This window comes from Pseudomonas sp. NBRC 111140 (assembly GCF_001320885.1).
Taxonomy (GTDB): domain Bacteria; phylum Pseudomonadota; class Gammaproteobacteria; order Pseudomonadales; family Pseudomonadaceae; genus Aquipseudomonas; species Aquipseudomonas putida_P.
Window position 1 is genome coordinate 39361 of the sequence record NZ_BCBQ01000018.1, and the last position, 21131, is coordinate 60491.

General features: G+C 63.5%; 26 protein-coding genes. 11 read left to right on the forward strand and 15 right to left on the reverse strand.

Translation table 11 applies throughout. The features are described from left to right. Window positions 1-10: 10 nt before the first annotated feature. Window positions 11-370 carry an MmcQ/YjbR family DNA-binding protein gene (locus APH42_RS08430; protein WP_012272545.1) on the reverse strand — a complete coding sequence of 120 codons (360 nt, stop codon included), beginning with the start codon at window positions 368-370 and terminating at the stop codon, window positions 11-13. Further along, a complete protein-coding gene (locus APH42_RS08435) occupies window positions 363-1265 on the reverse strand; it encodes a LysR substrate-binding domain-containing protein (protein ID WP_012272544.1) in 903 nt (300 codons plus the stop codon). Before APH42_RS08435 ends, APH42_RS08430 begins: the two co-directional genes overlap by 8 nt. Before the next feature lie 133 nt (window positions 1266-1398). On the opposite strand from APH42_RS08435, the gene APH42_RS08440 reads away from it, so the two are divergent. Further along, window positions 1399-2010 (forward strand): FMN-dependent NADH-azoreductase, encoded by a 612-nt coding sequence (locus APH42_RS08440; protein ID WP_012272543.1) that lies wholly within the window; start codon window positions 1399-1401, stop codon window positions 2008-2010. Window positions 2011-2073: 63 nt separating this feature from the next. Here the strand turns inward: APH42_RS08440 and APH42_RS08445 are convergent, their stop codons facing one another. From APH42_RS08445 to APH42_RS08455, 3 genes are all read right to left on the reverse strand, one after another. Beyond that, window positions 2074-3276 carry an NAD(P)/FAD-dependent oxidoreductase gene (locus APH42_RS08445; protein WP_060493132.1) on the reverse strand — a complete coding sequence of 401 codons (1203 nt, stop codon included), beginning with the start codon at window positions 3274-3276 and terminating at the stop codon, window positions 2074-2076. 80 nt (window positions 3277-3356) lie between these two features. Further along, on the reverse strand, window positions 3357-3956 hold the full coding sequence (locus APH42_RS08450; protein WP_012272541.1) for a helix-turn-helix domain-containing protein: 600 nt from the start codon (window positions 3954-3956) through the stop codon (window positions 3357-3359). Between the two features lie 39 nt (window positions 3957-3995). Then, entirely contained in the window at window positions 3996-5948 is a 1953-nt protein-coding gene (locus APH42_RS08455; RefSeq protein WP_012272540.1) for an FAD-dependent oxidoreductase, read from the reverse strand. A 177-nt stretch (window positions 5949-6125) separates the two neighbouring features. Here APH42_RS08455 and APH42_RS08460 point away from each other — a divergent pair, with 177 nt between their 5' ends. From APH42_RS08460 to APH42_RS08480, 5 genes are all read left to right on the forward strand, one after another. Continuing rightward, window positions 6126-7169, forward strand: coding sequence for an ABC transporter substrate-binding protein (locus tag APH42_RS08460; RefSeq protein WP_012272539.1), 1044 nt, complete (start codon window positions 6126-6128; stop codon window positions 7167-7169). 240 nt (window positions 7170-7409) lie between these two features. After that, on the forward strand, window positions 7410-8294 hold the full coding sequence (locus tag APH42_RS08465; protein ID WP_012272538.1) for an O-acetylserine/cysteine exporter: 885 nt from the start codon (window positions 7410-7412) through the stop codon (window positions 8292-8294). Window positions 8295-8364: 70 nt separating this feature from the next. After that, entirely contained in the window at window positions 8365-8685 is a 321-nt protein-coding gene (locus APH42_RS08470) for a YbjQ family protein (RefSeq protein ID WP_012272537.1), read from the forward strand. Between the two features lie 138 nt (window positions 8686-8823). Further along, complete coding sequence (locus tag APH42_RS08475) at window positions 8824-9012, forward strand: hypothetical protein (protein ID WP_003253897.1); 189 nt, start codon at window positions 8824-8826, stop codon at window positions 9010-9012. A 140-nt stretch (window positions 9013-9152) separates the two neighbouring features. Beyond that, window positions 9153-9464 (forward strand): hypothetical protein, encoded by a 312-nt coding sequence (locus APH42_RS08480; RefSeq protein ID WP_012272536.1) that lies wholly within the window; start codon window positions 9153-9155, stop codon window positions 9462-9464. Window positions 9465-9510: 46 nt separating this feature from the next. Here APH42_RS08480 and APH42_RS08485 read toward each other — a convergent pair whose 3' ends face one another. Together APH42_RS08485 and ampC are read right to left on the reverse strand one after the other, a co-directional pair. Further along, window positions 9511-9843, reverse strand: coding sequence for a hypothetical protein (locus tag APH42_RS08485; RefSeq protein WP_012272535.1), 333 nt, complete (start codon window positions 9841-9843; stop codon window positions 9511-9513). A gap of 301 nt (window positions 9844-10144) precedes the next feature. After that, window positions 10145-11287 (reverse strand): class C beta-lactamase, encoded by a 1143-nt coding sequence (gene ampC, locus APH42_RS08490; protein WP_012272534.1) that lies wholly within the window; start codon window positions 11285-11287, stop codon window positions 10145-10147. 118 nt (window positions 11288-11405) lie between these two features. On the opposite strand from ampC, the gene APH42_RS08495 reads away from it, so the two are divergent. Beyond that, window positions 11406-12398 (forward strand): bile acid:sodium symporter family protein, encoded by a 993-nt coding sequence (locus tag APH42_RS08495; RefSeq protein ID WP_223296380.1) that lies wholly within the window; start codon window positions 11406-11408, stop codon window positions 12396-12398. Between the two features lie 46 nt (window positions 12399-12444). On the opposite strand, the gene APH42_RS08500 is transcribed toward APH42_RS08495, so the two are convergent. Both APH42_RS08500 and APH42_RS08505 read right to left on the reverse strand, forming a co-directional pair. Further along, window positions 12445-13038, reverse strand: coding sequence for a DUF4157 domain-containing protein (locus APH42_RS08500; RefSeq protein WP_012272532.1), 594 nt, complete (start codon window positions 13036-13038; stop codon window positions 12445-12447). Continuing rightward, a complete protein-coding gene (locus APH42_RS08505) occupies window positions 13025-13588 on the reverse strand; it encodes a TetR/AcrR family transcriptional regulator (protein ID WP_012272531.1) in 564 nt (187 codons plus the stop codon). Before APH42_RS08505 ends, APH42_RS08500 begins: the two co-directional genes overlap by 14 nt. Window positions 13589-13677: 89 nt before the next feature. Between APH42_RS08505 and APH42_RS08510 the strand changes: the two genes are divergently transcribed. Both APH42_RS08510 and APH42_RS08515 read left to right on the forward strand, forming a co-directional pair. Then, on the forward strand, window positions 13678-14409 hold the full coding sequence (locus tag APH42_RS08510) for an SDR family oxidoreductase (protein ID WP_060493133.1): 732 nt from the start codon (window positions 13678-13680) through the stop codon (window positions 14407-14409). A gap of 29 nt (window positions 14410-14438) precedes the next feature. Next, window positions 14439-15053, forward strand: coding sequence for a 2-hydroxychromene-2-carboxylate isomerase (locus APH42_RS08515; protein WP_012272529.1), 615 nt, complete (start codon window positions 14439-14441; stop codon window positions 15051-15053). On the opposite strand, the gene APH42_RS08520 is transcribed toward APH42_RS08515, so the two are convergent. From APH42_RS08520 to APH42_RS08540, 5 genes are all read right to left on the reverse strand, one after another. After that, window positions 15026-15325: a hypothetical protein gene (locus APH42_RS08520; protein ID WP_012272528.1), complete on the reverse strand. Its 300-nt coding sequence runs from the start codon at window positions 15323-15325 to the stop codon at window positions 15026-15028. The genes APH42_RS08515 and APH42_RS08520 overlap by 28 nt on opposite strands. A gap of 2 nt (window positions 15326-15327) precedes the next feature. Then, a complete protein-coding gene (locus APH42_RS08525) occupies window positions 15328-15873 on the reverse strand; it encodes a cupin domain-containing protein (protein ID WP_003248033.1) in 546 nt (181 codons plus the stop codon). A gap of 81 nt (window positions 15874-15954) precedes the next feature. Next, complete coding sequence (locus APH42_RS08530) at window positions 15955-17160, reverse strand: MFS transporter (RefSeq protein ID WP_012272527.1); 1206 nt, start codon at window positions 17158-17160, stop codon at window positions 15955-15957. Between the two features lie 86 nt (window positions 17161-17246). After that, complete coding sequence (locus APH42_RS08535) at window positions 17247-17780, reverse strand: cytochrome b (protein WP_012272526.1); 534 nt, start codon at window positions 17778-17780, stop codon at window positions 17247-17249. Then, complete coding sequence (locus tag APH42_RS08540) at window positions 17777-18829, reverse strand: catalase family peroxidase (protein ID WP_060493134.1); 1053 nt, start codon at window positions 18827-18829, stop codon at window positions 17777-17779. Before APH42_RS08540 ends, APH42_RS08535 begins: the two co-directional genes overlap by 4 nt. A 124-nt stretch (window positions 18830-18953) precedes the next feature. Here APH42_RS08540 and APH42_RS08545 point away from each other — a divergent pair, with 124 nt between their 5' ends. Both APH42_RS08545 and APH42_RS08550 read left to right on the forward strand, forming a co-directional pair. Further along, the gene (locus APH42_RS08545) at window positions 18954-19475 is read left to right on the forward strand and encodes a sigma-70 family RNA polymerase sigma factor (protein ID WP_012272524.1); all 522 of its coding nucleotides are present in this window, start codon (window positions 18954-18956) and stop codon (window positions 19473-19475) included. Then, complete coding sequence (locus APH42_RS08550; protein WP_060493135.1) at window positions 19472-20224, forward strand: anti-sigma factor; 753 nt, start codon at window positions 19472-19474, stop codon at window positions 20222-20224. The genes APH42_RS08545 and APH42_RS08550 overlap by 4 nt, the downstream gene beginning before the upstream one ends. Window positions 20225-20263: 39 nt before the next feature. Here the strand turns inward: APH42_RS08550 and xthA are convergent, their stop codons facing one another. After that, window positions 20264-21076 carry an exodeoxyribonuclease III gene (gene xthA, locus APH42_RS08555; protein WP_060493136.1) on the reverse strand — a complete coding sequence of 271 codons (813 nt, stop codon included), beginning with the start codon at window positions 21074-21076 and terminating at the stop codon, window positions 20264-20266. Window positions 21077-21131: the final 55 nt, after the last annotated feature.

A 21131-nucleotide genomic window follows, 5' to 3' on the forward strand; every position in this document is an offset into this window, starting at 1 on the left:
TACAGGTCGATCACATGACCAGCCCCACCTGCAACCGCTTGGGCAGGCGTCGCACCACCAACTGATGCGAGCGCTGCAATAAGTCACACAGCTCATCACGCCCCATTGGGTAGGGCAGTGCCATGCTGACCCACTTCGCCCGCGCCAGGTATGGTGCCGGCCGAACCCCCGGGCGGTCGCAATAGCCGAGAAACAGCTCGTCGGCCACCTTGAACGACAAGCCTGCGCCGGCCAGGTCGAGTACCGCGAACATCTTGTTGCCCGCCACCGAGAACACCCGGATGCCGCCCCATTTGTAGTCTTCCCGCGCACCCGGCAGGCTCAGGCAAAACGCCGCCACTTGGGCTTGGCTCATCTTTCGCTCAGACATACCGCTCTCCACAGGCTTCGAATGATGCCGCCAGGTGATCGATCCACACCCGCACTGCAGGCAGCAAACCACGCCGATGGGGATACACCGCCTGCAGATAGCCACCCGGTAGCGACCAGTCTGGCAGCAGGCGCACCAGTTCGCCGCGCTCCAGTTCTTCTTCACAAAACATGCTGGGCAACGCAGTGAAACCCAGGCCGGCTCGTACAGCAGCATTACGTACTACGAAATCATCGATCGCCAAGCGTGGCTCCAGGGCGATTTCCTGCTGCTTGCCATCGGGGCCGAGCAGGCGGAAGTGCACCAGCCGGTCTGCCTCGGCGGCGCCCAGCACCGGTAATGACGCCAACTCGCCTGGTTCACGAATGTGGTCAGCGAAACCGGGCGCGGCCACCAGTTGCATTTGCGCCTGGCGCAGGCGGCGGGTAACCAGGGCCGGGTCTTCGTCGCCCAGGTCGCGTACGCGCAACGCCACATCGATACCTTCGGAAATCAGGTCTACCCGGCGGTTGATCAGCACCATGTCCAATTGCACCAGCGGGTACTGCTCAAGAAAGCGGCTGATCACATCCGGCAGGAACGCATGCGCCAGAGCTACCGGGCATGACACGCGCAAACGCCCGCGTGGTTCGCTGCTCATGCTGGCCACGGTTTCATCGGCAGCTTCGGCCTCCAACAGCATGGCCTGGCAATGATGCAGGTAGCGCTCACCTACCGCGGTAAGCTTGAGTTGCCGGGTGGTGCGTTGCAGCAGGCGTGTGCCCAGGCGCTCTTCAAGTTCGGCGATACGCCGTGACAGGCGCGACTTGGGGATGCCTAGCTGGCGCCCGGCGGCGGCGAACCCGCCGGCTTCGACCACGCGTGCGAAGTAAAAGAGGTCGTTGAGGTCTTGCATGGGAATGTCTCACTGTTCCACCTGTGGGACAAACTAACGCATTTTTGCCAGCTTATCAGCCATTGCTCACCTCGGTAGGATTCTCCCCATCGTGATCGCCCACTGATGCGGTCTTCAATAACAGGAGAGTCCCATGAAACTGTTGCACATCGATTCGAGCATCCTGGGCGACAATTCCGCCTCCCGCCAGCTGAGCCGCGAAGTGGTCGAGGCCTGGAAGGCTGCAGACCCAAGCGTCGAGGTGGTTTACCGCGACCTGGCGGCCGATGCCATCGCCCACTTCTCTGCCGCTACCCTGGTAGCTGCGGGCACCCCTGAAGACGTGCGTGACGCCGCCCAGGCTTTCGAAGCCAAGCTGAGCGCCGAGACCCTGGAAGAATTCCTGGCTGCCGACGCTGTTGTGATTGGCGCGCCGATGTACAACTTCACCGTGCCGACCCAGCTCAAGGCCTGGATCGACCGCGTCGCTGTCGCCGGCAAGACCTTCCGCTACACCGAAGCTGGCCCCGAAGGCCTGTGCGGTGACAAGAAAGTGGTGCTGGTTTCCACCGCCGGTGGCCTGCACGCTGGCCAGCCGACTGGCGCCGGGCATGAAGATTTCCTGAAAGTGTTCCTGGGCTTTATCGGTGTCACCGACCTGGAAATTGTTCGCGCCCATGGCCTGGCCTATGGCCCGGAGCAGCGCAGCCAGGCGATTGATGCTGCACAGGCGCAGATTGCCAATGAGCTGTTTGCTGTGGCCTGATTCAACGGCCCTGCTCGGAACATGAAGGTTTTCGCGCCCCCACAGCGGGGGGGCGCGACAGCCTTACGCTACCGGGATCGCCGGATCAGCCGCAGCCAGTGCTGCTGTGCGATCGGCTGCTGGCGGGTAAATCCACACGGTATTGATTTGCGATTTCAGTACTTTGGCCTCGGCCTTGTCCTGCGGTGGTGACACCGTGCGTTCCCATCCCTCGGTATACACCGCACCCCAGGCGCCCAGGTCAAGGCAAGTCACGTACTTGGGCTGGCTATAGGTCTTCGGCACCACGCCAACCAGTTCGGCGGCCGCATTGTTGCCCGCATGACGCCCCAGCGCAATCGCGTGCTGGCAAGACATCACCGCATGGTTGCCAAGTTCGTCACAGGCGGCGTAAGCCACGTCTCCAGCGGCATACACCGAATCACTACCCTTGACCTTGAGGTTGCCATCGACGTGCAGGCGCCCCTGATGGTCGCGCTCGCCACTGATCTGCTCGGTGAGCGGGTTGGCCTTGAAGCCCACAGTCCAGATCACCGTACCCGCGTCGATGCGTTGGCCGTTGTCCAGCAGCACGCCGGCAGGGTCTACCGAAGCCACCGTAGCGCCACAGATCCATTCAACGCCCAACGCCTCGCTTGCCTGCTCGATGCTCGGGCGGATGCCGTCACCCAGGGCCGCGCCAATTCTTGCGCCTCGGTCGACTATCACCACACGCAACGCAGCGTCTTCACCCAGTATCGCGCGCAAGCGGGCCGGTAGTTCGGTGGCGGTCTCTATGCCGGTAAAGCCGCCCCCGGCCACCACCACGGTATTGCGTGCCGGTGTGTCGGGCAGCCTTGCCAGCGACTTGAGATGGGTTTCCAGGCGTGCGGCACTCTCGAGTTTGTCGACATCGAAGGCATGTTCGATACCGACCCTGTCAGGCCGGTTCAGCTCGCTGCCACAGGCCACGATCAGGCGGTCGTAGGGCAGGGCGCACGACGTGCCGCTGGGGGTGCGATAGCTGACTCGGCGCGCCCCTTCATCAATATGGCAGGCGGTGCCTTGCACGAAGCGGACATTGACGGCATCGAACAGCGCGTGCAGCGGCGCGGCCATGGTGTGTACGTCGGGCTCGTAGAAACGCGGACGCACATGCAGCTCGGCCTGAGGCGCAAGCAGGGTGACCTCGACATCCTTGCTGCCGTTGAGGTCAAGCTGACGGATGGCGCTGAGCGCGCTCCACAGGCCGGCAAAACCCGCGCCAATGATCAGGATCTGCTTCATGGTTGTGCTCCTTTGAAGTTCGGATGACAAGGTAGACCCAATTGGGGGTCAACGGTGTTACCAGCGTCTGCAGGAGTGCTTCAGAATGTTGGCGGCGTGATTACCCAGATCACCACGGCATCCACTTCACCGGGGTTGCCATAACGGTGTGGTTCCTGGCTCGAGAAGCTGAAGCTGTCGCCTTCGCTCAGTTGGAAATGGCGCTCGCCTACCCATAGCTCGAAGGTGCCGCTCAGCAGGTAGCCGGCTTCTTCGCCGTCATGGCTGTAGCTTTGCTGGCTGTAGGTGCCCGGGGGGAAGCGTGAGTGCAGGATCTCCAGCTGGCGGTTGGGCTGCGGGGTGAGCAGTTGATCGACGATGCCGTCTTCATAGTGCACGCTCAGGCGGCTGTTGCGCCGCACCACATAGCCCTGGTCCTCGGGCGCGGTGGTGGCTTCGCTGGCGAAGAACCACTGGATGGTCACGCCCAGGCTGCGGGCGATGTTGAACAGCGCCGGGATAGACGGGTAGGAGAGGTTGCGTTCCAGCTGGCTGATGTAGCCCGCAGTCAATTCACTGTGTGCGGCCAGCTCCGCCAGGGTCATGCCGCGGCGCTTGCGCAGGCCGCGGATGCGTGTGCCGAGAAACTGCGGTGCGGCGCCCCCGGTTTCGCTGGCGGGGGGCTGGGGGAGTTGGCTCATGCACGTCGGTCCATCGCAAAAGCCGCAGTATGTACAGCCTCAGAGCGCCCAGGCAACTGTCAGGCCATCGTGAATGGCCTCTTCGGCCGTGCGCGGCGCCAGGCAGTCGCCAATCCGTCGTACCTCCACCAGGCCTGCCAGTTCAGTGGCAAGGCGGTCTTCCGGTTGATGGCCCAGGCACAGCACCAGGGTGTCGATGCCTTCGAAGATCATTGGTTCGCCGCTGGCGGTGTGCTGCAGGTACACCGTATTGTCGTCGCTGCCATACAGGCGGGCATAAGGGGTGATGGGGATGCCCAGGCGATGCAGCTCGCCGGCCAGTTGATCGCGTACATAAAGCGGCAGGCTTTCGCCGCAATGGGTGCCGTTTACCGCCAATTGCACCTGATGGCCCTCGCGTACCAGGCGTTCGGCGATACCGGGGCCGATCCAGTCGCAGCGCCAGTCGACCACCAGCACCGAACGCCCCAGCTTCACTTCATTGCGCAGGACTTGCCAGGCGTCCACCACCTGCAGCTCCCCGGTACGCTCGAACGCCGGCCAGTATGGGGTGGCACCGGTTGCCGCGATGACCAGGTCCGGGCGCTCGCGTTCGACCAGGGCGCGGTCGACCCGGGTATTGCGCACTACCTCTACACCGGCCAGGGCCATTTCCCGCTGCAGGTTGGTGCTGGCACCGCCGAACTCGCTACGCCGTGGCAGCAGCTGGGCCAGCAACACCTGCCCACCCAGCTGCGGGCCGGCCTCGTACAGGGTGACCTGGTGCCCGCGCGCGGCGGCCACGGCGGCGGCCTTCATACCGGCAGGCCCGCCACCTGCGACCATGATGCGCTTGGGCGAAATGGCGGGCGTAAGTTGCCCGTATTGCAGCTCACGACCGGTTTCTGGACGCTGAATGCAGGAAATGGCCAAACCACGGTGGAAATGGCCGATACAGGCCTGGTTACACGCGATGCAGGCACGTACGTCCTCGACCTGGCCGCGTTCGGTCTTGCTCGGCATCAACGGGTCGCAAATCAACGCTCGGGTCATGCCGCACACATCGGCCTGGCCGCGCGCCAGGATCAGCTCGGCTTCCTGGGGCTGGTTGATGCGCCCGGTGACGAACAGCGGTATATCGAGCTGTTGCTTGAAGGTGCCGGCCTCGCGGGCCAAGTAAGCCGCCTCGATCGCCATCGGCGGCACGATATGCACGGCGCCGCCCAGCGATGCCGAGGTGCCGGCGACGATATGCAGGTAATCGAGCTGGCCCTGCAAGGCCACGGCGGCCGCCAGTGACTCGTCTTCGCTCAGGCCCTGGGTGTCGCGCTCGTCAGCGCTGATGCGCAGGCCGATGATGAAATGTTCGTCGGTGGCGGCGCGCACAGCGGCCAGCACTTCGCGCAAGAACCTCAAGCGCTGCGCCAGTTCGCCGTTGTAGCCATCGCTGCGCAGGTTCACCCGCGGGTTGAGGAACTGCGCGGGCAGATAGCCATGGCTGGCGACCACCTCGACGCCATCCAGCCCGGCCTGGTGCAGGCGGCGGGCGGCGCTGGCATAGCCCTGGACGATTTCGTCAATCATCGCCTGGTCCAACGCGCGCGGCATTACCCGGAAGCGCTCATTGGGCACTGCTGAGGCCGAGTAGGCCACCGCCAGCAGGCCGTCCGCCGACTCCATGATCTCCCGCCCGGGGTGGAACAGCTGCGACAGCACCACGGTGCCGTGCGCATGACAAGCCTCGGCGAGCTGGCGGTAGCCATCAATGCACGCATCGTCGGTGGCCATCAGTACGTGTGAGGTGTAGCGGGCACTGTCGTGCACCCCGGCGACCTGCAGCACGATCAGGCCGACGCCACCGGCAGCACGGTCCCGCTGGTAGGCGATCAGCTTGTCGTTGACCAGGTTGTCGGTGGGCAGGCAGGTGTCGTGCCCGGTTGACATGATGCGGTTCTTCAAGCGTTTGCCGCGGATCTGCAAGGCTTCGAACAGGTGAGGGAAGGCGGTTTGCATTCTGGCGGCTCCGGTGCGGTGTTGTTCTTGTTTTTATTATGAAAGTGTAGCAACAGTAAAAAATCAACTTGTTTTTTTAATGGTGCACGACTAGGTTTTCGTCACCCTCTCAGCGAGGGTGTGACCTCACAACAACAAGAAAACGGGCCCGTAGGGCACCAGCAGAGGGAAACTACGATGCAGCTATTTCCACGTGTGACCAGCCTTTGTGCAGCCTTGCTGGCCCTTGGTCTGGGCAATGCGCATGCCGCGCCGCAGATGGTCGTGGTCGGTTACGGCGGCGCAGGCCAGAAAGCCCAGGATGAGGCGATCTTCAAGCCCTTCAGCGCCCAGGATGGCAGCAAGCTGATCCAGAGTGAGTACAACGGCGAGATGGCGCGCATTCAGGTAATGGCCGACACCGGTAATGTCGACTGGGACGTAGTGCAGATCGAGGGGCCGGACTTGATGCGCGGCTGCGATGAGGGCGTCTACGAGCACTTGGACTGGCAGCGCCTGGGCCATGCCGCCGAGCTGGTCCCTGACGCGGCGCAGGACTGTGGTTCGGCTGCGCTGGTGTGGAGCGTGGCCATCGCCTATGACCGTAGCAAACTAGCCCAGGCGCCGGCTTCGTGGGCCGATTTCTGGGACGTGAACAAGTACCCGGGCAAGCGGGGCCTGCGCAAGCGCGCGGTGTACAACCTGGAGTTCGCTCTGTTGGCTGACGGGGTCAAGGTCGAGGACGTTTACCAGGTTCTGTCCACGCCGGCGGGTGTCGAGCGGGCGTTCGCCAAGCTCAGTGAACTCAAACCCTACATCCAGTGGTGGGACGCCGGCGCCCAGCCAGCGCAATGGCTGGCGGCGGGGGATGTGGTGATGACGTCGACCTACAGCGGGCGTATCGCTGTGGCCGCGCAGCAGGGCAGCCCGCTGGCCGTGGTCTGGCCTGGCAGCCTGTACGGCATGGACTATTGGGCAATCATCAAAGGCTCGCGGCATGTCGACCAGGCGAAACGGCTGATCGCCTACGCCAACCAGCCAGATACGCAGGTGCGGTATGTGCAACAGATCCCCTATGGGCCGACCAACACCCAGGCAGCCGCCAAGCTTGACCCGGCCTTGGCCAGCTGGGTGCCTACGTCGCCGCAAAACCTGCAGGGGGCGCTGGCGATGAATGTGGAATTCTGGGTCGATCATGGCGAAGAACTGGAGCAGCGCTTCAATGCCTGGGCCAGTAAATAGCGCTCAGCACAGGCACAACCATGATGACTGCAACAAAAAAGCCAGCGGCAGGCGCTGGCGGCCTGGCTACGGATGCTGAGCAAGGTCTCGCCCGATTATCAAGCATGAACGTGCCGATACTGGTGAGTAGGAACAGTCACTGTTGCGCAACCCTTGGCCACAACTGTGCTGGTCCCAACTCAAGGAATAGCCTTATGCTGTAACGAAATATGTCTAGAAAGATTGCAGAAGGAAGTCGCAATGCCGCTCAAGGACCTGCTCATCGCCCTGGTGGTGATTGTCGCCTGGGGAGTCAACTTCGTGGTCATCAAAGTTGGCCTCGATGGCTTGCCGCCGATGTTGCTGGGGGCATTGCGCTTCTTGTTGGTGGCGTTCCCGGCGGTATTGCTGGTCAGGCGGCCGAAACTGCCGTGGCGCTGGTTGATCGCCTACGGCGCGACCATTTCGCTGGGCCAGTTCGCGTTCCTGTTCCAGGCCATGTACAGCGGCATGCCGCCAGGGTTGGCTTCGTTGATCCTGCAGTCGCAAGCCTTCTTTACCCTTGGTTTCGCTGCGCTGTTCCTCGGTGAGCGGCTGCGCCTGGCCAGCGTGCTTGGGCTGTTGGTGGCGGCCAGCGGCCTGGCGTTGATCGGCAGCGAGGACGGCGGCCACGTGCCAATGCTGGCGCTGGTGCTGACCCTGTGTGGCGGTGCCATGTGGGGGCTGGGCAATATCATTACCCGGCGTTTTGGCTCGGTTGACCTGGTGGCATTGGTGATCTGGGGTGGGTTGATCCCGCCGCTGCCATTCCTGGCGCTGTCCTGGTGGCTGGAAGGCCCTGAACGCATCGGCCATGCCCTGGCCAACATCAGCTGGAGTTCGGTACTGGCCCTGGCGTACCTGGCGTTTGTCGCCACCATGCTTGGCTACAGCCTGTGGAGCACACTGCTGTCGCGTCACCCGGCAGGCAAGGTGGCACCGTTCTCGTTACTGGTACCGGTGATCGGCTTGAGCTCGTCGGCGTTGCTGCTGGGCGAACGCCTGACCACTACCCAGGGCTGGGGCGCATTGCTGGTGATGGCTGGTTTGCTGGTAAACGTGTTTGGTGCGCGGATCGGCCAGCGTTTGCGGGCTGCCATGGCATAAAGGGCTTAAATTCATTGAGCTGCGCTCTGTTAGAATCGGTCTCTTTTGGCCAGACCTGCGGAGCGCATTCATGATCATTTCCACCACCAGCCAACTCGAAGGCCGCCCGATTGCCGAGTACCTGGGCGTGGTCAGCTCCGAATCGGTGCAAGGCATCAACTTCGTGCGCGATTTCTTTACACGCTTTCGCGATTTCTTCGGCGGCCGTTCGCAAACCCTGGAAAGCGCGCTGCGCGAGGCCCGCGAACAGGCCACCGAAGAACTCATGGCGCGGGCACGCCAGTTGCAAGCCGATGCGATAGTGGGGGTGGATTTCGAGATCAGCATGCCGTCGGTACAGGGCGGCATGGTCGTGGTATTTGCAACCGGTACGGCAGTGCGCCTGAAGTAGAGCCGTCTGCCACTGGTCGGCGGCAAGGTGCTTGTCCGAGCGGTCTGCAAATGACCAGCTAGTCTCACTTTCACAGGCCGCGTTTCCTGGGCAACTTTTCTGGTTGCCGGCGCGACCGCCACTGGAGGGAGACAGGGCATGAGCGAATCCTTTTTCGAAGACCTGAACGATGCGTTCCCGATCAACAGCCAGGTGCGTTGCGGCCAGGCGGCATTCCGCCTGGGGTTCGCCCACATGACGCTGGATGATTCCGAACAGCTCCAGCCTGCACATCTGCAGCGCAGCAAAAAAGGCCGCTTCATGCCGCGGGTACCACTGAAGAAGTAAGCCCGCTCCAGCAAAGCCCCGCCCAATGGCGGGGTTTTTTTTGCCATTCGTTGATACGCCTCATGGTATTGCCGGGTAACGCTCGCCGGATGGCCAAGGCTGTGGTTTTCTGATGCGGCATTCCAGTAACGGAGGATTGAATGCTCATGCGAGTCAGGGAACAGACCTATTGGCAGTGGGCCGACGCCCAGCTGCACAGCCGCTGCCACGACGAAGCACTCAGCGACGGCACCACACTGGACGTACAGGTGCGCTTGTCGCGCCTTGGGGCGACGCAGCTGTTTCTGGGTTTGTACGCCGGGGATGGGCGGGCGTTGCTGGAAGAGTATTACCCCGCCCGGCCAGGCGAGACCATGACCCGCGCGCTGGTATGGGGTGTCGACCGCGCCCGAGCGATGGCAACGGGCGCCTTGCCCTTGCCGGAAACCCGCCTGCAGCGGCGCCAGGCATGAAAAAGCCCGGCCTATGCTGGCCGGGCTCTGGTAAGGGTGCGAACCCTCAGTTAAGCGGTTCGATCACCTTGACTGCCTGCTGCTCACGGGCAGCGGGCCATTCTTGTTGCAGGGTCTGCAGCACGCGGCCAACGAACTCGGTGTCGGCGGCGGCCTTCTTGCCGACGTAGCCTTGGCCACGGCGGTAGACCTTGAAGCGGGCACGCATGCTGGGCAGGTGCTCTTCAAATTCATCTTCGACGGTGTTCGGTGGCAGGCGGTCGAGGCGCACTTCACCGGTTTGGCTAACCCACAGCAGGTGGTCGTCGAGGCTGTCCTTGCGGATGGCGAACAGCTGAGCCAATTGGTCGATAGTCGGATTGTTGTTCAAGTTCATCATAAAGCCCCCATTACCCATTCGTAGGTGATTTTCACAGTTGGCGCTACCACGGTGTAGCGCACTACCAAGGCTGCTACAGCAGCATCGCAACAGGGGCTTTCTCACGCTGCCTTTTGGACAGTTTCCCTCTCCACGGACGGCCTGCGTTACCGCGCAGGCCGTCTGGAACACCCTTGCCACCGCTCCCGATCGGGGAGACGGCTTCATCATGCACAAGCGCGATGAACGGCGTCAACTATTTTGTAGTGAATATTTTCGAGCACTACATTTCTGTCGTTTTGTTCGACAATCGCGGCTTCGGCTACAGCCCGGACAGTATTTCGAAGGCCGCGCGAACCCGCGCTTCGTTCGGATAATTCCGGTTGGCCAGCAGCACTACTGCCAGCTGTTCGGAGGGGACAAACGCGGCATAGGCGCCGAAGCCATTGGTTGAACCTGTCTTGTTGTACCAGGCTGCCGACAGCGCGGGCAGGGCCGGTTGCAAGCGTGTGGTTGCCTGCGGTTCACGGATCAGCCGTGGGCTGTTGCCATCGACCAGGGTGCTTAACGTAACCGGGTAGGGGTAGCGTTCCCAGCCCAGGCCTTGGGTCATGGCGCCGACCTGGAAGTAGCCCTGCTGGGTAATGGCCGTGGCTTTCACCAGCGCCGCTGGCAGGCCCTGTGGCTGCATCTGCAGGCGCACATAGCGTAGCAAGTCGCTGGCGCTGGTCTTGATACCGTAGGCCTCGTCGGCATAAGGGCCGGGGCCGACGCGCACTGGCTTGTCGGTGGCGTCGTAGCCTTGGGCATAAAGGCCGTGGGCACTGGCTGGAACCTGCAAGTAGGTGTTCTCCAGGCCCATTTTCGCCAACAGGCCTTCGCGCATCAGCGTGGCGAACGGTTGGTGCTGTGCGCGGGCGGCCAGGTCACCGAACAAGCCCAGGCTGGGGTTGGAATAGCAGCGTTGGGTGCCGGGTTTGGCGCGAGGTTGCCAGTGGCGGAAGAAATCGACCACCTGCTGTGGTGTTTGCACCGTATCCGGGAACTGCAGCGGCAGGCAGTCGGCGCTGTAGGCGCCCAGTTCCAGCACGGTCGCGTCGCCAATGGGTACGCCGGCCAGTGCCGGATGATAGCGCTTTGCCGGGGCATCGAGGTCCAACTTGCCTTCGGCACTGGCCAGTGCGGCGAGGGTGGCGGTGTAGGTCTTGCTCAGCGAGCCGATCTCGAACAGCGTGTCGCGGCTTACCGGCACGTTGTCGGCCTTGCTGGCCACGCCGTAGCTGAAGTAGTGCGCATGGTCGCGGGCATAGATGGCCACGGCCATGCCGCTGATGCCTTGTTCCTGCATCAGCGGGCGGATGATCTGGTCGACCTTGGCCTGCAACTGGTCGTCGGCCTGTGCGCAGGCGTGACCCAAAGTGAGGGTGATGGCGGCTGCAAGTGCAGCCAGGCGAGGGCGGGGCATGGCGGGTCCTTTTATGGCGCGTGTCCGTTGAGCGATACCGCTGGGGGTTCCGGCGTTAGCAGCGAAAAGCCGCAGACCTTATCGTCTGCCCTTGCACAATGACAAGATGGACACAGTGATGAAGTATCTACGCATGTTATTCGACAATTTCACCCTGGCCTTGCTCGGGGTGGTGCTTATCGCCACCGTGCTGCCTTGCTCGGGCGATGGCGCGGTGTATTTCGGCTGGCTGACCAACCTGGCCATCGGCCTGCTGTTCTTCCTGCATGGCGCCAAGCTGTCGCGTGAAGCGATCATTGCCGGTGCCGGGCACTGGCGCCTGCACCTGCTGGTGTTCGCCTGTACGTTCGTGCTGTTCCCGCTGCTGGGCCTGGCATTCAAGCCGCTGTTCGTGCCACTGGTGGGTAACGAGCTTTACCTGGGCGTGCTCTACCTGTGCGCCTTGCCGGCTACCGTGCAGTCGGCCATCGCCTTCACCTCGTTGGCCCGTGGCAATGTGCCGGCGGCGATCTGCAGCGCGGCGGCTTCCAGCCTGCTGGGTATCTTCCTGACGCCGTTGCTGGTGATGATGTTGTTGGGCGCCAGTGGTGATACGGGCTCTGGGCTGGATGCGGTGTTGAAGATCACCCTGCAACTGCTGGTGCCGTTCGTTGCTGGCCAGATTGCGCGGCGCTGGATTGGCGCCTGGGTCAAGCGCAATGCGCGGTGGCTCAAGGTGGTGGACCAGGGGTCGATCTTGCTGGTGGTGTACACGGCCTTCAGCGAGGCTGTGGTGACCGGCCTGTGGCACACCGTATCGCCGCAGCACCTGGCCGGCTTGTTCGTGGTGTGCGGTATTTTGCTGGCGGTGGTGCTGTTTGGTACTCGCCTGCTTGGCAAGGCATTGGGCTTCGACCTCGAGGACCGCATCACCATCCTGTTCGCCGGTTCCAAGAAAAGCCTGGCTACCGGCGTACCCATGGCCCAGGTGTTGTTCGTGGGCAGTGGTATTGGCGCGATGATCTTGCCGCTGATGCTGTTCCACCAGATTCAGCTGATGGTGTGTGCTGTGCTGGCGCAGCGTTACGCCAGCCGTGAGCAGGTGGCGCAAGAGGCTTCGGCGGCGCCCTGACTGTCACGTAGCAGCAGATGCCGCACCCGCGCAGCGGCAACTGCTGCTATCTGGCCTGCCCGGAAGTACGCTCGCGCAGCGCCTTGCTCACCTCGGCCTCGATCTTGTAAGCGGGGCCTTCCAGGTCGTCATAGTTGCGCGTATAGCGTCGGGCAAACTCCTCCACGCCCAGTTCCTGGTACTGCTGCACATGCTTGAGTTCGTGCGCCCACAAGGCCACGTTGTCCTCGGCATCGTTGGCACGGCGGAAGATGATCGTGTCGATCAGTGTCACGGCGTTCACATCGGGGTTCTGCAATAGCGCATTGGCTGCGCTCATCTGTTGCTCATCCCCCACCCGAAAGCGCGCCGCATCGAGCACGGCAAAGTCGTACCAAGGTTCAAGTTGCGCCCGAATATGCAACGGAATCGGCTGCACTCCGCTGGCCGTGGCCTCGTCGCGAGCCTGGCGCAAGGCGTAGGTCAGACTGGACGAGGCCATCACCTCAACATCCTTGAGGATCTGCCCGGCCTGGCCAGGGTCGATCGGGGCGCAGAAGCAGCCCATCAGGCACACCTGGTACTGGCCTGGCGGGCAGGCCTGTTCGGCGAACGCTGGCAGGGCCAGCAGCAACCCCAGCAGGGCACTAATCCGCCTCATGCAAGGCCTGTTCGACAAATTGGCGGCTGGCGTCCAGTACCTGCGCTTGTACGCTTTCACTGGCCAACATGCGCCCGACCAGCAGTGCGCCGACGCACTGGCTGATCAGCACCCAGGCCAATTGTTCATCCTCCAGGGTTGTGCTCCAGGCACGGTGCAGTTCCAGCAGCCAGTGCTCAGCCACTTCACGCACCGGTGCTTCGGCGCGGGCAATTTCCACTCCCAGTGGCGGCAGTGGGCAGCCACCCTCGGCATTGTGCAGATGGGCCAGGCTCAGGTACTGCTGCAGGCAGCGGCCCAGGCGCTCGCGGTTGGCACCTTGGCTGGTCAGGCGTGTCAGCGGGCTGTTGCACAGCTCCTGGCGTACTACCTCGGTGAACAGGTCGTCCTTTGACGGGAAGTGGTTGTAGAAGGCACCGCCGGTCAGGCCAATCGCCTTCATCAGCCCTGCCACGCCGGTACTGGCGAACCCCCCGCGTTTGGCCAGCGCGCCGCTGCTGGCCAGCAACCGGTCGCGGGTTTGCTGTTTGTGTTCGTTGGAGTAGCGCATTCACATGCCTCTGCAAGCGGGCTTGACGAAGACCGCGATCATAACATAGCGTTCGTTTACTAAACGATCATTCACCAATGGAGGCGGGCATGACAGAACAACAAAAAGTGGTGCTGGTGATCGGGGCAGGGGACGCCACCGGGGGCGAGATTGCCAAGCGCTTTGCCCGTGAGGGCTACATCGCCTGCGTAACTCGGCGCCAGGCTGAGAAATTGCAGCCGCTGCTGGAGGAGATACGCGCCACTGGCGGCCAGGCCCACGGGTTTGGCTCTGATGCGCGAAAAGAAGATGAGGTAGCTGCACTGATCGAGACCATCGAGCGCGATATTGGCCCAATCGAAGCTTTTGTCTTCAATATCGGCGCCAATGTGCCGTGCAGCATTTTGGAAGAAACCCCACGCAAGTACTTCAAGATCTGGGAAATGGCCTGCTTTGCCGGCTTTCTGACGGCCCAGGCGGTGGCCAGGCGCATGGTCCAGCGTGAGCGCGGCACGATTCTGTTCACCGGTGCCACTGCCGGTACCCGCGGCGCGGCTGGTTTTGCTGCCTTCGCCGGGGCCAAGCATGGCCTGCGTGCCCTGGCGCAGAGCATGGCGCGCGAGTTGGGGCCACGCAACATCCATGTCGCCCATGTGGTGGTGGACGGTGCCATCGACACGGCCTTCATCCGCGACAGCTTTCCCGAGCGCTATGCCCTCAAGGACCAGGATGGCATCCTTGATCCGGCGCACATTGCCGACAGCTACTGGTTCCTGCACGCCCAGCCTCGCGATGCGTGGACGTTCGAGCTGGACCTGCGCCCCTGGATGGAACGCTGGTAAGCCCCTATCACCCCGCAAGGACCCTAAGCATGAACAAGACTGTCGATTTCTATTTTGACCTGGGCAGCCCGGCCAGCTATCTGGCCTGGACCCAACTGCCGAGCCTGTGTGCCCGCCAAGGTGCCACACTGCGCTACCAGCCAATTCTGCTTGGAGGGGTGTTCCAGGCCACCGGCAACGCCTCGCCGGCGACGATCCCGGCCAAGGGGCGCTACATGTTTACCGACCTGGCACGCTTTGCCGCACGCTACGAGGTACCGTTCGGGATGCCATCAGGGTTCCCGATCAATACCCTGGCCTTGATGCGCGGCGTGCTGGGTACCCAGTTGCGTTCACCGGAGCGGTTCGAGGCCCTGTTGTCGGCGCTGTTCAATGGGCTATGGGCACAACGCCGCAACCTGGGCGATAACGCAGTTCTGGATGAGACGCTGACCCAGGCAGGCTTCGACCCGCAGGTATTTCACGGGTTGACGGCTGACGGTGAGGTAAAAGCTGCGCTGAAGCAGGCAACCGAGGCGGCTGTGGCGCGCGGGGTGTTTGGTGCGCCCACCTGCTTTGTGGGCGATGCGATGTTCTTTGGCCAGGACCGCCTGGACTTTGTCGAAGAAGCGCTGCGTCAGGGCGCCAGCAGCTTCTCCAGCTGAGTGCGCTCCCACAGGCTGAGCAGGTCGGTGGGGTTGGTGCCGTAGCGCTGCCAGTCCTCAAGCCCGGCCTGTTCACCGTCGGGGGCCTGGCAATGAATGCAATGTGCCAAGCCTTCGGCATCCAGGGCCAGCGTCAATCGCCAGCCCTGGATGTCGACATCGACCAGACCGCCATCGTGGCGTGCACTCACCTCCAGGTGCTGCACACCAAGGGCCGCGTTGCGTAGGCGCTGGTAAATATCCCGAGTGTTCAGTGCACCGCTGCGCGCCAAGATCAGAAATTGGCCGGCGTGTTGGCGCTGATGATCTCGGCCTCGTCCGGGCCGATGTTCTTGAAACTGTGCGGCAGGGTAGTGGGGATGTAGTAGCCGTCGCCCGAGTTGAGCACGCTGACCTGCCCATCGACCCACAGCTCTACGGTGCCGCGGGTGACCAGGCCACATTCTTCGCCCTCGGCATGCACGATCGGCTCGCCCGAATCGGCGCCGGGTGCATACAGCTCGCGCAGCATGCGCATCTGCCGGCCTTCGACGCTGGCGCCGACCAGCAGCATGCGCAGGCCGTTGCGGCCCAGATCCGGTTGTTCGCCACCCCGGAACACGTAGCGCTCTTCACGCACCGGCTCGTCGAAGCTGAAAAACTCCGCCAGGCTCATGGGTATGCCTTCGAGCAGCTTTTTCAGGGAGCTGACCGAAGGGCTGACGCGATTCTGCTCGATCTGCGAGATCGTCGAATTGGTCAACCCGCTGCGGCGGGCCAGTTCCCGTTGGGAGAGGTTGTTGCGTTCACGCACCAGTTTGAGTCGCGTCCCCGTGTCCATAGCCGCCTTGTAATCAGAGGTGTCAATAATAATGAGCGATGCGCATTAAAACACACTCTGCGCGCTTGCGCGCTGTGCTTGTCAAACCCGCTGTTCACGTGGCATCGGCCACAGTCCGACGAGCAGCAACAGCACGGCTACGGCCAAGAATGGCAGGCGCGGATCAAGGGCATATACCAAGGTGCCGGCCAGCGGCCCGATCACCGCACCCATGCCCTGGGCAGCTCCCACGGAGCCGGCTGTGGCGCCCTGCTCGGAGGCGTGCATGGCATTGGCTGCCAGTGCCGAAAACGCTGGGAACACAAAGCCCATGCCGGCTGCCGCAACAAAGTAGCAAGCCCATAGCCAAGGGGCCGTGGTGGCCAGCGACCCGCAGGCAAAGCCCAGTGCCGATACCGTGGCACCTACCCGGATCATCTTCAGCGGTGGCCACTCCAGCTGGCGCAGCAATACCTGCGCCAGCATCAGCGCTACGCCCACCGTGGTCAGCGCGATGCCGGCAGCCTGGGCCGCTTCGGCGGGGCCCAGATGCAAGCGGTCGAGGGCAAAGAAACCGACGATGATCTGCGACACGGTCACGCTGAGCATGGCGCTGAATGCCACCAGCAACGGCCTGCGCAGGCGCGGGTCGTTCAGCCGCACCGGGCTGGGGGCGTGGGCGTGCGGCAGCGCCTGTGGTTTTAGGGTAAAGAGCAGCACGAGGAAGGCCGTGGCCGGTAGCAGCGACATGATGTGGAACGGCAGGCTCAGGCTGTGCCGTGCCAGTAGCGCCGCCAGCGCTGGCCCGACCACCAGGCCGACGGCGTTGGCCGCGCCCAGCGAGGCCATGGCCCGGGCCCGGCGTTGCGGCTCGACATGGTCGGCTATCAGCGCATTGCAGCCCACTGGGATGGCGGCGTAGAAGGCGCCGATGCAGCCGCGGGCGACGATCAGGCCGATGAACGCCAGGGTCGCGCCCGGCAACCAGCGCAGCGCGCCTTCAACGAACAGGCATAGCAGCCAGTAAGCCAGGGTGAAGCCGGCGCTGCCCAGCAGCAGGATGCGCCGGCGGCCGAGGCGATCCGATAATCGCCCCCAAGGCCGGGCCAGCAGCACCCAAACCACGCCAGCCACGGTTACGGCGGCGCCAGCTTGCCAGGTGGCCATGCCGAGTTGGCGGGCAATCGGGCCGATCAAGGCGACGAAGGCCATCATCGACATGGTACAGGCCATGTTGGCCAGCAGCAGCGGGCGCAAGTCCAGGGTGCTGGCAGGTAGCAGGGTTGCAGGATCCTTTGCGACGTTCATAGGGCAGTCCAGGGCAGTACGGCAAATAGAAAGCCGATCTTATTAAGAATGATTATTGATTGTCGAACGCCCCGGCATGCAGCAGGTCATTCGCTGCGGCGCAAGGGGCCAGGCCACATGCTACGCAACACACCGTCGCGGCGCACCCATGCATGCATCAAGGCTGCACCCACGTGCACCAGCACCGTGGCGAACAGCAGGTAGCCGGCCCAGCCATGGGCCTGACGCAGCACGGCATACAGCTGCAGGTTGTGCGGGGCGATGGCGGGTAAACCGAGCGGGCGCGGGTAGTCGCCCGCCGATAGCATGGCCCATCCCAGCAGCGGCATGGCCAGCATCAGCCCATAGAGCAGCAGGTGCGAGGCCCCGGCGGCCCAGCGCTGCAGCACTGGCAGGTCGTGTGGCAGCGGTGGGTGCGGCACGCTCAGGCGCACGGCGATGCGCAACAGCACCAGCACCAGCAGGGCCAGGCCGGTGGCCTTGTGCAGGCTGATCAGCAGCGGGTGGCGTGGCGACAGGTCGGCGACCATGCTCACGCCGATGAACAGCATGGCCAGGATCAGCACGGCCATCAGCCAGTGCAACAGACGGGCGAAGGGGTGGAAGGCTTCGGGTTTCATGGACGGGCTCCAGTGCTGAGCGATTCACGGCTGCGGCGGTTGAAGGATTCCGAATAGGCGGCGGACCGGGCGGCGAGGATCGGGTCGCCGGACGCTTCGATACCCCGTGGCAGAATCAGCGGGTCGAAGTTCAGGTCGCGGCAGGCCCCTTGCTCTGGAGCGTCGACGTGCTCCAGCACCAAGGTGCCGGCGTCCACGCTACGACGCTCGGCGGGCCAGAGGCGGGCAGGGTCATCCACGGCATCGCCCGGTTCGGCCAGCACCAAACGCAACGTCCAGCGCAACGGGGCCTGGGCCAGGCGTTGCTGCAGGTCGTGTTGCAGGAACTGTTTGTCATCAACCTGGCCAGGTAGTGCGGCAAACGCGGTTTGTGGCTCGAGCTGCCAACGCACCGGGTGGGCCGTGCCAGCTGAGTCGATCAGGCGGAAGGCATTGATGCTGTGATACTGCGTGCTGGCGAAGCTGTCACTTGGCTTGTAGCTCGCCGCCCACTGGCGAAATGCCGCGCTTTCGGGGTGGGCGGCGAAGAACGCTTGCATCTTGGCCGGGTTAGGTTTGCCGGTGGCCGGGTCGGGCGCGCCCGCGAGCACTTGCTCATAGAACCCTTGCGGGGTACTGACCGCCAGCACCGGCGGGTTGTTCATGCCGGTACGCCAGACCTGGCCGTCGTCGGTGCTGAGTTGAACTGCCAGGCTGCGCACCGGGATGCCTGTATCCGGGGCGAACGGGTTGGCACCGCCGATGGCGAAACGGCCGATAACCGGCACCCGTTGCTGGCTGAAGGCGCGTGCAATGGACAGGTTGGCGGCCTGCCCGCTGGGCTGGAAGTAGCCGCTCACGCACAGGCCCTTGGCGTGGTTCTTGCGGTAGCCCGGGTAGTGACCGGCCTGGGCCTCGAAGGTGTCGATGATGCGCTGTGGCGTCAGCCGGGGTTCGCCGAGCCAGCCGGCGGCATAGGCAAAGCCGGCACCTGCGGCCAGCATCACGGCGCCAATGGCTGCCAGGCGCAGCGCTTTGGCCGGGCCGTGCAAGGGTGAGTTCATGGTCATCGTCCGGTTCAGGGAAGGTGCCAGTACGACGGAGCAGGGAAAAACTTATTCCATCGCCGGGAATAGAATTTGTTCACAGGCGTCTGCCCTTTACACTGACAATCCCAAAGGCCGGTACCTAGCGATGCATGACCTGGACGACCACCAGTGGCGCGAACTGCTTGCCCGTCTGCGACGCTTTGCCGTGTGGCTGACCCGCGAACCGGGCAGCGCCGACGACCTGGTGCAGGCAACGGTCGAGCGGGCCCTGAGCCGGCGCGACCAGCAACGTGACGCCGATGCCCTGCGCGCTTGGTTGTTCACCATTCTTTATCGACAGTTTCTCGACGGTAAACGCCGCGAGCGTCTGCATGCGCGTTGGTTGTCCTGGTTTGGCGGCAGCGGGCACGACGAGGAGCCTGTCGGTGACAACCTCGAAGCCATCGTCCTGGCCCAGGCCGACCTGCAGGCGTTTGCCCGGCTGACGGCGGAGCAGCGTGCCTTGTTGCTGCTGGTCAGCATCGAAGGCCTGAGTTACAAGGAGGCCGCCCAGGCTTTGGGCATCCCAATCGGCACTGTGATGTCGCGCCTGTCGCGCGCGCGCAATGCCTTGCGCGAATTGACCGAGGGCAACCCCCAGCCACCGGCCTTGCGGAGACTGAAATGACCCGTCTGATCCCCAGCGAAGACGAACTGCATGCTTATGTCGATGAGCGCCTGGAGCCTGTGCGCCGGGCCCAGGTGCAGGCCTGGCTGGAGGCCAACCCGCAGGCGGCGGCACGGGTGGAAGGTTGGCGTGCCGATGCCCGCCGGCTACGCGTGGCGTTGGCCGGGTTTGATGACCTGCCTGGTGCCGCGCAGCTGGAATTGGGCCCGTTGCGTCGGCAATTGCGCCAGCGCCGGCAGCGGCGTTGGGCCGCTGCGGCGGTGGTGATGTTAGCGCTGGGTGTGGGTGGTTTAGGCGGTTGGCAAGTGCGCGATGCAAGCTTGGCGCGCGTTGACTTGCCCATGGCCGACGCTGTGCAGGCGCATCGCTTGTTTGCTGGCAGTGAAGCCTTGGATATCCAGGCCAGTGACCCAGGGCAGTTGCGCGACTGGCTTGGGCGCCATTTCAGCCGCGTGGGCCAGCTGCCGGACCTGGCGGGCTATGGCTTCAAACCGGTGGGTGCGCGCTTGCTCAGCAACGAGCAAGGGCCGGCGGCGTTGCTGGTGTTTGAAGATGGCAAGGGCCAGCGCATCAGCCTGTTCCTGCGCTCACCCGGCGAGCAATATCGGCGCATGCCGGACGGTCAGCGGGTCGACGGTCAGCTGGAGGCGCGGTATTGGTCGCATGGGGCGTACAACTTTGCTTTGGTCAGCGCGGCGGACGATGTGCGCGGAGCGGGGGTGGGGGAGGCGTTGCGGTTGGGGTTGTGAGTGAGGCCAAGGCATGCACCTTGGCGCCCACCCTCCGACTCAGCTCAATTCCAGCCAGATCGGCGCATGGTCCGACGGCTTTTCCATTGCGCGCAGTTCATAGTCCGCACCTGCTGCCTTGATGCGTGGCACCAGATGCTGCGAGGCCATGATCAGGTCGATGCGCAGCCCGCGCTTGGGGTCGTCCTCGAAGCCGCGGCTGCGGTAGTCGAACCAGCTGAAGCGGTCCGTCACCTCCGGGTACAGGTGACGGAAACTATCGACAAGGCCCCAGCCTTTCAAGCGTTCCATCCACTCGCGCTCTTCCGGCAGGAAGCTGCACTTGCCGGTCTTCAGCCAGCGCTTGGCGTTGTCCGCACCGATGCCGATATCGCAGTCCTGCGGCGAGATGTTCATGTCGCCCATCACCAGCAGTGGCTGGTCGTTGCGGAACTGGCCTTCGAGCAGGGCCTGCAGGTCGCTGTAGAAGCGCTGCTTGGCCGGGAACTTGGTGGGGTGGTCGCGGCTTTCACCCTGGGGGAAATAGCCGTTCATGATGGTGATCGGGTTGCCGTCGGCATCAGGGAAGGTGCCCCAGATAAAGCGGCGCTGGGCGTCGTCTTCATCGGTGGCAAAGCCTTTGTGCAGGCTCAGCGGCGCCTGGCGCGACAGCAGCGCCACGCCGTAGTGGCCTTTCTGGCCATGGTAGTGCACGTGGTAGCCCAGTGCCTGCACGTCGGCCAGCGGGAACTGATCGTCGCTGACCTTGGTTTCCTGCAGGCCGATCACGTCCGGCTGGTGCTTTTCGATCAGCGCCGCCAGCTGGTGCGGGCGGGCCCGCAGGCCGTTGATGTTGAAACAGACGATCTTCATGGAAAGACAATCCCGGTAAAAGCCGCGATGCTAGCCGACATCGTCCATCATCACC